Here is a 12,366-nt window from a genome sequence, read left to right on the forward strand (position 1 = left end):
ATGACGCATATTCCGCCCCCGGCCGAGGAGTTGCGGTTCCTCGACGCTGAACTGCGGCAACTGGACGCACGTCGGGCCCAGTTGCTGGCCCGCCGCGCCTGGCTGCTGACCTCGCTCCAACCGGTGCGGCCGACCAGGCCGGCGCCCGCGGGGGCGCCCCGTCCGGAGACCACCGCGCCGGGCGTGCAGAACGTCCTGTTGCTGCTGGGCGGGGTCCTGCTGACCGTGGCGGCGATGGTGTTCACCCTGGTCAGCTGGGGGCACCTGGGGATCACCGGCCGGGCCGCGGTGCTCGGCGCGGTGACGTTGGCGACGCTCGGCGCGCCCGTGGCGCTGCTGCGCCGGGGGCTGCGGTCCACCGCCGAGTCGGTCGCGGGCCTCGGGCTGACCCTGACGGTGCTGGACGCGTACGCGCTGCACGAGGCCGTGTTCCGGGCGGCGGACGGCGTCACGTACGCGGCCGCCGCCTCGACCCTGCTGGCCGCGGTCTGGACGGCGTACGGCGTGGCCCTCGCCGCCCGGCCGGGCCCGGCCGCGCTGCGGCTGCCGCTGCCGGCCGCCGTGGTGTGCGCGCAACTCCCGTCGGCGCTCTGGGCGGTGGCCGCCGGGGGCGGTGCGCGCACGGTCACGGCCGCGGTGCTGCTGACGGCCGCGTTCGACACGGTGGTCGCGCTGCGGGTGTCCGGGCGGCCCCTGCGGACCGTCGCCACCGTCGGCGCGTTCGGCACCGGCGGCTGGGGCGTCCTGGTGACCGGGCTGCTCGCCCTGGACGCGGCCGGACCCGGCGCCGCCGTCCTCGCGGCCGCACTCTTCGTCCTCGCGGCGGCGATCGCCTTCGGCGCCGCCTGGTTCGCTCCCCGCCCGGACCTGTCGACGGGCACGGCGGTGGCCGGCGCACTGCTCCTGGCCGCCGGCGCCGGGGGCGTGCTGCGCACCCTGCTGCCCGGCGAGTGGACGGTGCTCGCGACGCTGGCCTGCGGGATCGCCCTGCTCGTCGCCGTGCGGGACCCGCTGCCCGAGCCGGTCCGGCGGGGCGTCGCCCTGGCCTCGGCGGCGGTGCAGGGGTGCGCGGTGCTGTGGACGCTGCCCGTCGTGGCGGTCGCCCTGCTGGGGCCGGCCACGGGCGTGGCGCGCGTGTGGTCCGGCGCTCCCGCCGACGCGCGGGCCGCGGTGACGGCCGGCGGGCTGTGGCCGTCGCACTCGGCCACGGCGCCGCTGGTCCTCCTCACGGTGGCCCTCCTGCTCGCCCTGCTGGTGCGCGGCGCGCAACGGCGCCCGCAGGCACTGACGGCGGCGCTCGTCCTCGTCTGGGCCGCACTGCTGGTCCTCCCCGCGACCCTGGAACTGCCGTATGCGGCCGGCCTGTTGGCGCAGGGGCTCCTCACGGTGGCGCTCCTCGGGTTCGTCACGCCGGTGTCCACCGGGCTCGCCGTGCTCACCTCCGCCGGCCTGGCCCTGCTCTCCCTGACCACCGAGTCCGGCACCCTTCTGGTGCTCGGCTCGCTGACGGTCCTGTTCGCGGTGGCCGCGTGGCGCGGGCGCCTCGCCCCGCTCTCGGCACCCGTGTCCCTCGTGTACGCCACCGGGTTCGCCTGCGCGACGGGCGCCTCCCTCGGCCTCCCGCCGCAGCACACCGCGCTGTTCGTGCTCGCGGTGCCCGCCGCCGCGGCGCTGCTCGCGCCGCGCGTCGCCGACCTGACCGTCAGGATCACGGTCGAGGCGACCGGAGCGGCGGCGGCCCTCGTCGCCGTCGGCCTGGCCCTCGCCCACCCGCCCCTGCTCGCCCTGGTCCTGGGGCTGTGCGCGGTGATCGCCGCTGGCACGGCCGTCCGTCCCGACCGCCGCCCGGCCGCTCACGCGGCCGCCGTCCTCTTCGTGCTGGCCGCCTGGGTGCGGCTGGCGGCCTGGGGCGTCGGGACGCCGGAGGCGTACACGCTGCCGGTGGCGGCGCCCGCGCTGCTGGTCGGCGCCCTGCGCCGCGGCCGCGACCCGCGGGCGTCGTCCTGGACGGCGTACGGTCCCGGCCTCGCCGCCGGTCTGCTGCCGAGCCTCCTCGCGGCCTGGGGTGACCCGCACTGGATCCGCCCGCTACTGCTGGGCGCGGCGGCCCTGCTGGTCACTCTGCTCGGCGCCCGGCACCGGCTGCAGGCGCCACTCGGCCTCGGCGGCTCGGTCCTGGCCCTGGACGCGCTGCACGAACTCGCCCCGTATCTCGTGCAGATGACCGACGCGCTCCCCCGCTGGGTGCCGCCCGCCCTCGCCGGACTGCTGCTGCTCGCCCTCGGGGCGACGTACGAGCAGCGGCTGCGGGACGTCCGGCGGGTGCGGGAGGTGCTGGGGCGGATGAACTGAACCCTTCGTTCGGATCAGGCGGGCCCGCGAGCCCGGCCTGATCCGGACGAGACGCCCCAGGGCCTTCGTTCGGCTCACGCTGGATCGCGAGCCCGGCCTGCCCCCGACGAGCGCCCTGGCCCGCCGCTACGGCATCCTGTCGCCGAGCAGGGCGAGGTTCTCGATGGCGGCGAGGCCGTAGAGCGCGGTGTCGTTGGTGGACACCCAGGCGGCCTCGCTGCCCGGCACCAGGGTGGTGGGGCCGCTCAGCTTCTCCGTCTTCCACGGCGCCGACTCCTGGTAGCCGTCGGAGCCGTAGAACTTCTCCCAGGCCCGCTTGGCGAGCTTGTCGTCGCCGGTCCGTACGGCGGCGTAGGCGTCGAGGCGGGAGTGGCCCTGGAAGAGCAGCAGGCTGCCGAAGTGGGAGCCGTAGCGCGCCGCCTGCTCCGCCTTGGTCGCGTTGAAGTAGCGGCAGTAGTCGAAGTAGGCCACCTCGAACGCCGGCATGTCGACGAGGTCGATGAGTTCGGCGCACAGTTCGTTGAGGCCGAAGACGGCGGAGAGGTGCGAGACGCTGACCACGGGCGCCGCCGCCACGGCGAACTTCCCGGTGTCCAGGTCGTACAGCCCGCTGCCCTGGACGAACCCGTTGGGCTGGGCGGCGATGGTCTCCATGGTCGACAGGACCCGCGCCTTCGCCTTCTCCCACTTGGGGCCGCGGCGCTCCCACTCGGTCAGCCAGGCCGACACCAGGCCGCTCCAGTCGGTGCCGAAGCCGACCGACAGGGCGTGCCGGTCGGGTGTGTACGGCTCGGTGCGGATCTTGCGGATCGGGTCGAGGACGAGGAAGGTCTCGTCGGAGTCGACGTTGGCGTGCATGAGGTCGCCGACGCGTTCGTCACCGGTGAGGAAGTAGTAGTAGCGCCGGTAGGTGGTGTTGGCGATGCGCTGCTGCTTGGCGCTGTCGGCGTAGTGCTGGACGCCGTGCCGGGTGCCGAGCCCCGCCCACTTGCCGAGGTGGTACACGTCGACCTCGCCGGTGTGCCGGGTCATGGACTCGGCGAAGCGGAAGATGTCGGCGCGGCCGCTTCTCAGGTACGCGAGCCAGAGCCACAGGTCGGGCGACAGTTCGGAGTTGTCCCAGGCGTAGCCGCCGATGTCGTAACGCCACTGGTGCCGGACCGTGTCGTAGGTGTGCATGATGTCGCCGTGGTCCCAGAAGCCGTACCAACGGCGTTGCTCCACCTGGTCCTTGTAGTAGGTGAAGAGGAAGTCGAGGTGGTCCTCGATCCTCGCCTTGGCGGGTGTGGAGCGGTCGGGCTCGGAGTAGAGGCCGGGGCCGAGGACCCTGGCCCTGATCAGCTGCCGGGGCGGGGCGGCGAGCTGCGGCAGCACCCGGACGGCGCTGACCTGTTGGGCGAGCGTCTCGGCGCTCGGGGTGGACTCGTTGGCCCAGAAGAGGAGTTCGGAGGTGCGGGCGATGCCGTAGGGCGTGCCGAACTCCGGCTCGTAGTCCTCGTAGGTGATGTTGAGACCTTCGAGCTGTTCGGCGTACGTGTCCTGGCCCATGCCGTCGTGGTAGAACCGCAGGTCCATGGGCTGTGCCTCGGGGGACCAGAGCCAGAGGGTGACCTCGGCCTCGTCGGTCTGGGCGTCGCGGATGTCGAGCTGGGCGGGGAACCTCTCCCAGAAGTCCCGCAGCCCGAAGGAGAGTCCGCCGCTCGCGCCGCCCACGTACCCGAAGCCGGAGGCCCGTCCGCCACCACCGGCGCCGATCCAGCCGTGGCCCTTCTTGGTGCGTTTGCGCAGGGTGAAGCCGTCGGCGGAGAGCTGCGCGAGGGTGTAGTCGCCCCACTCGGGGATGTACTGGAGCCTGGTCGTCACCCGCTGGTCCCAGGTGGCCGGGTCGGGCAGCTTCTGGCCGGCGTACTGGGCCGCCTGCACGGCCGCACCGGGGTCGCGGCGCAGACCGGTGATGCCCTTGACCGCTTCCCGCAGCAGACCGGTCCCCTCGCCGCCGATGCGGACGTGCCGGTCGTAGGCCGCGTCCCGCATGGGCACCGTGAAGCGCACGCCGAGGCCACGGATGAAGTCGCCGCTGCTCTTCCCGGGCTCCTGGGTGCCGTCGTAGGTGACGGTGTGCACCATGCGGAAGGAGTCGGCGCCCGCGTAGAAGTACAGGCGGATGGAGAACGGCAGCCAACTCCGGTTTCCCTTGCGATGTTTGCCGTCGATGCGGACGACCGCGCGGACCGGGCCCCGCTGCTCGACGGTGACCTCGGAGACGGCACCCTCGAAGCGTTCGGTCTTCACCGCGCCCTGGTCCTCGTCCTCGATCTCCGGCTGGCGGATCAGCACGAGACGGCCGTTCCGGGCGATCTCCGTGGACCCCCGGGTCACCGACCTGATGAGCGTGGCGCCCGAGGTGGCGATGCTCGCGGTGATGACGCCGGTGGACACCTCGACGGTCCCGCCGCGCCGCACGACGCCGACCTTCTTCTCCGGTACGGCCGGCTCGCCGGCGGCGAGACTGAGCTTGCCGCTGCCCGAACTGACGGCGTGGGCCGTCCACTTGAGGGAGCCGTCCGGCCAGTGGGCGAGCGGCCAGGTCTGCACGGGCACGGCTGCGCCGTCCGCGTCCGTCACGGCGAACGCCTGGTCCGCCTGGTAGGTGCCCTTCGGCCAGGGGACGCCGACGGTGGAGCCGGGGGCGGCGCCGAGGCCGCCCTCCTCCAGCCAGTCCAGGGGCACGGGATCGGTGTCGGCGGCCGCGGCCACGGGCGCGGCCTGGGCGTCGCCGGCTCCGAGCGCCCAGCTGAACCGCGCGGCGGCTCCGGCGACGGCGGCCGCCTTGAGGAGGGACCTGCGGGGAATGGGGGACATGGTCTTTCCTTCCGTGCGGGGTGCGGGGTGCGGGATGCGGGTGGTCCGGGGAAGGCGCTCCCCGAGTAGTCAGGGGCATGACAGACACAGGTGCGGCGCCCGGGGATCACCGGGCCGCCGCGAGGGCACCGCCCGTCAGCGGCGCCGGTGGCGCTCCTCGACGGCCACGGCCGCCGCCGCGACGGCGCCCAGGACGGGAACCGCGAGCGGCGCGAGGAACCAGGCGGAGCAGGCGACGACGGCCAGGCCGCCGACGAGCAGGAAGGAACCGGCCGGGTCGAGCACGGTCCGCCGGCCCGCGCCCGCCAGCAGTGAGCGCCAGGCCGCACCCGGCGTCCACACGGCGGCCGCGCGCAGCCCGGCGACGGCCAGGCCGATCAGCGCGAAGAGGCCGGCTGCCCCCACCAGCGCCCCACCGGGCAGGCCGGCCCGCGCGGCCTGGACGTCGACCCAGGCCACGGCCACCGCGGCCCAGCCGGCGAGCCCGGCGAGCCATCCACCGGGCAGCGCCGCCCGGAAGTCGGCGACGAACTCGCACACGCCGCCGGCCTGGTGGGTCGCGCGGCGGCGCAGGTGCCGGGCGCCCGCGGCGAACGCGGCCGGGTAGGTGACCACCCCGGCCGAGGCCACCGCGATCCACACCCCGGTGAGCAGACACTCGGCGAACAGGGCGAACCGTCCGGCGAGAACGGACTCCCCGCGCGCCGCGCGGGCGTCGGCGCGGGCTCTCGCGCGTGCTGTGGCCATGCCGGATCAGCCCTTCAGGCCGGACGTCGCCATGCCGTCGATGAGGTAGCGCTGGAAGGCGAGGAAGAACAGCAGGACGGGCAGCAGCGCGACCAGGGACATGGCGATCAGTCCGCCGTAGTTGGCGGCGACGCCGTCGGAGTCGCGGAACATCATCATGCCGAGGGAGACGGTGTACTTGCCGGGCTCGTTGAGGTAGATCAGCGGGCCCATGAAGTCGTTCCAGGCGTTGATGAAGGTGAAGATCGCACTGGTGATGAGCGCGGGCCTGCACAGCGGCAGCACGATCGACCAGTAGATCCTCAGATGCCCGCAGCCGTCGATCCGCGCGGCCTCGTCGAGTTCCCGGGGCAGGTTGCGCATGAACTGCACCATGAGGAAGACGAAGAAGGCCTCCGTCGCCAGGTACTTGCCGAGGAGCAGCGGCACATAGGTGTTGATCAGTTCCATCTTCTGGAACATCACGTACTGCGGGATGAGCAGCACGTGGTACGGCAGCAGCAGTGTGCCGATCATCAGCGCGAACATCAGGTTCCGCCCGGCGAACCTGATCCGGGCGAAGGCGTACGCGGTCAGCGAGCAGGAGATGAGGATGCCGGCGACGGCTCCGAGCGCGTAGAACAGGGAGTTCTGGAAGAACGTCAGGATCGAGATGTCCGCGATGCCGTCGGCCAGGCCCCTGAAGTTGCTGAGGACGGGGCTGGCCGGGAACAGCTCCAGGCTGTTGACGATGTCCTTGCTGGGCTTGAACGAGGCGCCGACGACCCACAGGACCGGGTAGAGGACGACCGCGAGGACCAGCAGGGCGCCGACGTGCCAGACGAGCGAGCCGGAGCGCCTGCGGGCGAGGCCGGACGCGTCGGTGGTGGGGGGCGGACCGGAGGTGGTGGTCTCGGAGGTGACGGTGCTCATCGGGCGGCCTCCTCGTAGTGCACCCACTTCTTCTGCGACCAGAACAGGACCGCCGTCACCAGCGCCACGGCGAGCAGCAGCATCCAGGCCATGGCGGAGGCGAAGCCCATCTGGGCGTTCTTGAAGCCCTGCTGGTAGAGGTAACAGGTGTAGACGAGGGTGGCGTCGGCCGGTCCGCAGTAGCCGTTGGAGACGACGTAGGCGGAGCCGAAGATTTGGAACGAGTGGATGGTCTCCAGCAGCACGTTGAAGAAGAGGACCGGGGAAATCATCGGGAGGGTGATGCTCCAGAACCGCCGGAAGGGTCCGGCGCCGTCCATCGCGGCCGCCTCGTACAGCTCCCTGGGCACCTGTTTCAGCCCCGCGAGGAAGATCACCATCGGGGCGCCGAACTGCCAGACCGTCAGCGCGACCAGGCTGTAGAGGATCCAGTCCGGGTTGCCGACCCAGCCGCCGACGTCGAAGCCGAGGAAGGACTGCGTACGGTCCACGACGGCGTCGTCCGAGAACAGCGCGCGCCACACGAAGCCGACGGAGACGCTCGCGCCGATCAGCGAGGGGGCGTAGAACGCGGCCCGGTAGAACGCCTGGCCGCGCCGGCTCTGCGCGAGCAGCAGGGCGACCCCGAGCGCGAGCAGCAGCTTCAACGGGGTGCCGATGACGACGTACTTGGCCGTCACCTCGACCGACCGCTGCCACCGGGGGTCGTCGAACATCTTGGTGAAGTTGCCGAACCCGATCCACTTCGGGGAGTCGAAGAGGTTGTAGTCGGTGAAGGCGAAGTAGAGCGAGGCGACCATGGGGCCCGCGGTCAGCAGCAGGAAGCCCGCGATCCAGGGAGACATGAACAGATAGCCGGCGAGGTTCTCCCGCCGCCCCCGCCGCTTGACGGCGGGGGCGGCGGGACGGACCTTCCGGATGTCGGGCGGAGAGTCCTTGACGAGCGTCACGGGTGTTCCCATCAGGCTTGGAAGGCGGCCTCGGACTCGGAGAAGAACTGCTTCACCGCGTCGGAGACCTTGGTCTTGCCCTGGGCCATGTCGCCTCCGATGCGCAGGAAGGCGGCCTCGACCGTGTCGGCGCCGGACGGGTGCGGGGTGATCGTGCCCAGGACGCCCGCCTTGGCGGTGTCGTCCTCGTACCGCGCGATCTCCTTGCCCACCTCGTCGGTCGGCTTGTACGCCTCGTACTGCTCGGTGCTGGCGAGGATGCCGCGGTCGTAGCCCATGATCTTCCCGACCTCGGGGTCGTGGACCATGAAGTCGATGAACTGGGCGACTTCCTTGGGGTGCCGGGTGCGGGCCGAGCCGCTGAGCATCAGGGAGGCGAGGTACTGGCCGGTGTTCTTGCCGTCCGTCGTGGGGATCGGGGCGAGACCGTAGGTGCTGTCGCCCTCCGCCGAGTAGCGGACCGTGAAGTTGTCCCAGGTGAACTCGGAGGCGCCGTGCGCGGCGGTCACCGACGACTTGGGCTTGTCCTGCTCGACGGTCTTCGGGGAGGTGATGATCCCGGCCTTCACCCGGTTGTACGCGTCCGTCCACCACTCCGTCAGGTCGGCCTGGTCGAACCCGAGTCCGTCCTTGTCGAAGAACGCCTTGCCGTTCTGGCGGAGGTAGAGGTCGTAGAGGTACATGATGCTGAAGTAACCCGTGTCCCCCGGGACGCCGGTCCTGTCGTGGATCGTCTTGAGGGCCTTGAAGTAGTCGTCCCAGGTCCAGCCCGCCTTCGGGTCGACCCCGGCCTTCGCGAACGCCTTCTTGTCGATGACCAGCGCCATGGTGTTCGAACCGACGGGGACGCCCAGCTGCTTGCCGTCGACCTCGCCGACCGTGGTGACCCCCTCGCGGAAGTGGTCCAGGCTCAGATTCCCGGCGTCGATCTGGGACTTGAGGTCCAGCAGGATGCCTCGCTTGTCGTACTTCCGAAGAAATCCCACGGCGTTCTGGAATACGTCCGGTGGATTTCCGCCCGCGGCCTGCGTCTGGAACTTCTCCCAAAAGGAGACGTAGTCCTGGAAGTCCGTCTTCACCTTGATCTTCGGATACTTCTTCTCGAAGAGCGCGATGGACTGGTTGATCTTCTTGGCCCGTTCGTCGGCACCCCACCAGGAGTAACGGATCGTCACCGTTCCGTCGGCCGACGTACCGCTGTCGCCGCCGCAGCCGGTGGTCGCCGCCAGCCCCAGTGTGGCCGCCGTCGCCCCGGCCGCCTTCAAGATCGTACGCCTCTCAACATTCCTGCTGGTTCCCACAGTCGGACCCTCCCCGCAGCGTCGTTGCCGCCTGCATGAATCGTTTCAAGTAAGCGCTTGCTGGCACAAGTTACGGAGGGGCCCGGAGTGCGTCAATGATTCGGACAGGAATTTCTTACGGCCCCTCAGGGCGCGTTGGCGGGATGTCGTGGGCCACGCCGGACGGCGCCGGGTGCGACACCGCAGGTGACAGCCCTCGACCGGACCACAGGGAGGGAAAGCGGTTGCCGGACGGGGTCGACCGCTCGACCGAAAAACTTCGGCCGCCGAGGACCCGCCTCCGCCACCGAGGACACAGGGACGTGGATCGTGCGGCCGGACACGGGGCCGCACTCCGGCGCCGTCCGGGCCGTGATCTCGCCGCCGCACCCCCCGGGAGGAGACCACCGGGACGGTCACCGCGGCGGACACGGTCCGTACACACGACGACGGCCCGCCTGCTCTGTGGCAGACGGGCCGTCGTGTCGGGGTGGGCGATACTGGGTTCGAACCAGTGACCTCTTCGGTGTGAACGAAGCGCTCTTCCACTGAGCTAATCGCCCGGACGCAGGGAGAACATTACCCCATGTCAGCGGATGCCCGTGACCGGCGACGACCGGTCCCGGCGGCGCCGCGCGGGTCACCGGTCCGCCTGCCGCGGATCACTGGTCCTTGATCTTCCAGGGCATCTCGAAGCCGAACTTCCACACGTAGATCCCGACGAGCACGGCCACGATCACCAGGCCGACCACCGTCAGGACGATGTTGCGCCGGCGCACGCTGGGATCGAGCGCGCGCTGCGCCGCCTCGGTGACCTTGCGCTTGGTCCAGCGCAGCACCAGCTGGGCCCAGACGAACTCGGTCGCCCAGATCGCCATGCCGCCGAAGATCACCACCCAGCCCGGTCCGGGCAGCGGCAGCATCACGATGCCGGCGGCCACCACCGCGAGCCCGATGACGAAGACGCCGACCTGCCAGCTGAGGTGCAGCATCCGGCGCGCCTTGATGAACTCCGGCGCCTTGGAGCCGAGCCCCTGCTCGTCCCTCGCGCCGTCCGACTTCGTCTCCTCCGACACCACGGCAGCCTCGCCCGGATCGTCACTCCCCGTATTCATACGGGCAGACCCTACCGGACGGAAACCGGTCACCGGAATGGCCGTACCGTCCAAACGCACCCTCGGCCGGAAGAGTTACGTAATCGCACGCAAAACACCCAGAGGGGTTTACAACGGCACCGTAGGTGGCATGTCGATTTCGCCGACGTGCGAATCCCCGAGCGCACACTGAGCGAAAGGCCCTGGCGCTTATGAACACCACGGTCAGCTGCGAGCTGCACCTGCGCCTCGTTGTGTCGAGCGAGTCCTCCCTGCCTGTCCCCGCAGGCCTGCGGTACGACACGGCCGACCCCTACGCCGTGCACGCCACCTTCCACACCGGAGCCGAGGAGACCGTCGAGTGGGTGTTCGCCCGCGACCTCCTGGCCGAGGGCCTCCACCGGCCCACCGGTACCGGCGACGTCCGTGTCTGGCCGTCGCGCAGTCATGGCCAGGGCGTCGTATGCATCGCCCTGAGCTCTCCTGAGGGCGAAGCCCTGCTCGAAGCCCCGGCGCGAGCGCTGGAGTCCTTCCTGAAGCGGACGGACGCGGCCGTGCCGCCCGGCACGGAACACCGGCACTTCGATCTGGATCAGGAACTCTCACACATCCTGGCGGAGAGTTAGGCGAGGCCGCCACAGAGCCGCCCGGCGCCGTCCACTCGGGGAGACGGCTCGGGCCCAGACAACCGCATAGGGCACGCGCCCGGCGCCGTCACCGTGGAACCACTCCACGGGGCGGCGCCGGCCGCGTTCGGGGCCGCGGCGTGGGCCGCCGCCGTGGCCCACGTGGCTGCTCACCTCGAGAAAGTGGTTGCCCCGGGCTCCGGGCTTCCCGGCCTCCGGAGCCCGGGCCCTCCCGCGGCCGGCGCGGGAACCCCCGGTGCGTGGGCGGCGTTGTCAAGGCAGACGTACGTGGCTGTGCGGGCGGGCCGGTTGTCGGTGGGCCCAAAGCCACTACGATCGGCCAGCATCGGCGGGCGCCCGCCCGTCCCCCAGGCCAGGGAGCGAAACGTGCTGATCACCCACGACACCCGGTGCGCCCTCGACACCGTGGTGGATCTGGTGAACACCGCGCCGGAGGACGACGCGGTGCCGGAGGCGTTGCCGGACGTCGCCGCCCTCGCGGACTTCGTCCGCAACCACGAGATCAGCGATGTCACGGTGCTCTCGGAGTTCGACCTGTCCGCGGTGCGCAAGATCCGCGGCCGGTTCGCCGGAGTCTTCGCGGCCCCCGACGCCCGGGCGGCGGCCGTACTGATCAACGAACTGGTCGCCGCCGCGGGCACCACCCCCCGGCTCACCAACCACGACGGCTACGACTGGCACGTGCACTACTTCGCGCCCGGCGCCTCGGTCGCCGACCATCTGGCGGCCGACTGCGGAATGGCGCTGGCGTTCTTCGTCGTGGCCGGCGAGCAGGAGCGGCTGCGACGCTGCGAGGCGCCCGACTGCCGGCGCGCCTTCGTCGACCTGTCCCGCAACCGCTCGCGGCGCTACTGCGACAGCCGTACCTGCGGAAACCGGCTGCATGTGGCCGCGTACCGGGCCCGGCGCAAGGAGGCCGCGGGCTGAGCCCGGGCGGAGAAGTGGATGAGGTCGTGGCCCCCGGCGGGTGACGCCGGGAACCACGGGCAGGGCTCACAGCATCAGCAGGTCGTGCAGCGCAGCCATGAGCAGCAGACACCCGATCACCGCAAGGAAGATCATCAGCGGTGGCTGGGAAAGGGCGAAGAGGCACCCGCGCGGCTCGTCCTGAGGTGGCGCGGCGTCGCTCTGTGTCGTGTCCAGCATCTCGCCGCGATGATGACGTAGTCGGCACCCTCCGCGCGATCTACACGCCAGGGAGGTACGGGTGATCGCTGTATTCCGTGACTTTGGGTCCGGGTCGTGATCGTTCAGGGACGCGCGCCGACCCGCTGTGTCGTTTCCGCTCTTCGGGCGGTCGTCAGATGCCGTGCTTCTTGAGGATGGCCTCGATGTCGCTGAAGTCGTCGGTGGACGAGGTGCGGGGCGCGGCGGCGGGGCGGGGCGCCGGGCGGGTGGCCGGGCTCAGTGAGGGGGCCGAGGCGGCGGGGGCCATGACGGTGCGTCCGGTCTGGGTGGATCCGGTGAAGCTGATCTTGTTGAAGCCGGGGTGGCTGGTGAGGCGCGAGCCCAGGCCGCCGGT

The 12,366-nt window shown here is 71.4% G+C and carries 11 protein-coding genes and 1 tRNA gene; 3 read left to right on the forward strand and 9 right to left on the reverse strand.

All coding sequences use genetic code 11. From position 1 onward, the window contains the following. Positions 1–2,352: a hypothetical protein gene (locus tag ABZT03_RS23610; RefSeq protein ID WP_356042310.1), complete on the forward strand. Its 2,352-nt coding sequence runs from the start codon at positions 1–3 to the stop codon at positions 2,350–2,352. Between the two features lie 126 nt (positions 2,353–2,478). Here the strand turns inward: ABZT03_RS23610 and ABZT03_RS23615 are convergent, their stop codons facing one another. The 7 genes from ABZT03_RS23615 to ABZT03_RS23645 all read right to left on the reverse strand — a co-directional run bounded on the left by ABZT03_RS23615 (position 2,479) and on the right by ABZT03_RS23645 (position 10,218). After that, on the reverse strand, positions 2,479–5,214 hold the full coding sequence (locus tag ABZT03_RS23615) for a Tat pathway signal sequence domain protein (protein WP_356042312.1): 2,736 nt from the start codon (positions 5,212–5,214) through the stop codon (positions 2,479–2,481). Positions 5,215–5,349: 135 nt separating this feature from the next. Beyond that, entirely contained in the window at positions 5,350–5,961 is a 612-nt protein-coding gene (locus ABZT03_RS23620; protein WP_356042314.1) for a hypothetical protein, read from the reverse strand. A gap of 6 nt (positions 5,962–5,967) precedes the next feature. Continuing rightward, positions 5,968–6,873: a carbohydrate ABC transporter permease gene (locus ABZT03_RS23625; RefSeq protein WP_356042316.1), complete on the reverse strand. Its 906-nt coding sequence runs from the start codon at positions 6,871–6,873 to the stop codon at positions 5,968–5,970. Then, positions 6,870–7,823: a sugar ABC transporter permease gene (locus ABZT03_RS23630; RefSeq protein ID WP_356042318.1), complete on the reverse strand. Its 954-nt coding sequence runs from the start codon at positions 7,821–7,823 to the stop codon at positions 6,870–6,872. The genes ABZT03_RS23625 and ABZT03_RS23630 overlap by 4 nt, the downstream gene beginning before the upstream one ends. Before the next feature lie 11 nt (positions 7,824–7,834). Next, positions 7,835–9,124, reverse strand: a complete 1,290-nt coding sequence (locus tag ABZT03_RS23635; RefSeq protein WP_356042320.1) for an extracellular solute-binding protein — start codon at positions 9,122–9,124, stop codon at positions 7,835–7,837. Positions 9,125–9,594: 470 nt separating this feature from the next. Next, positions 9,595–9,666: transfer RNA gene (locus tag ABZT03_RS23640), tRNA-Val, on the reverse strand. A 99-nt stretch (positions 9,667–9,765) separates the two neighbouring features. Further along, complete coding sequence (locus tag ABZT03_RS23645) at positions 9,766–10,218, reverse strand: TIGR02611 family protein (RefSeq protein ID WP_356042321.1); 453 nt, start codon at positions 10,216–10,218, stop codon at positions 9,766–9,768. A gap of 191 nt (positions 10,219–10,409) precedes the next feature. Here ABZT03_RS23645 and ABZT03_RS23650 point away from each other — a divergent pair, with 191 nt between their 5' ends. Both ABZT03_RS23650 and ABZT03_RS23655 read left to right on the forward strand, forming a co-directional pair. Next, complete coding sequence (locus ABZT03_RS23650; protein WP_004002642.1) at positions 10,410–10,823, forward strand: SsgA family sporulation/cell division regulator; 414 nt, start codon at positions 10,410–10,412, stop codon at positions 10,821–10,823. Positions 10,824–11,210: 387 nt separating this feature from the next. Beyond that, positions 11,211–11,771, forward strand: a complete 561-nt coding sequence (locus tag ABZT03_RS23655) for a CGNR zinc finger domain-containing protein (RefSeq protein WP_356042323.1) — start codon at positions 11,211–11,213, stop codon at positions 11,769–11,771. Positions 11,772–11,837: 66 nt separating this feature from the next. Here the strand turns inward: ABZT03_RS23655 and ABZT03_RS23660 are convergent, their stop codons facing one another. Together ABZT03_RS23660 and ABZT03_RS23665 are read right to left on the reverse strand one after the other, a co-directional pair. Then, complete coding sequence (locus tag ABZT03_RS23660; RefSeq protein ID WP_356042325.1) at positions 11,838–11,990, reverse strand: hypothetical protein; 153 nt, start codon at positions 11,988–11,990, stop codon at positions 11,838–11,840. A gap of 154 nt (positions 11,991–12,144) precedes the next feature. Continuing rightward, positions 12,145–12,366 (reverse strand): aldehyde dehydrogenase family protein (locus ABZT03_RS23665; protein WP_356042327.1); only part of this gene is annotated, 222 nt, incomplete at its 5' end.

Origin of the sequence: Streptomyces sp. NPDC005574 (assembly GCF_040605435.1) — a bacterium.
Classification (GTDB): Bacteria; Actinomycetota; Actinomycetes; order Streptomycetales; family Streptomycetaceae; genus Streptomyces.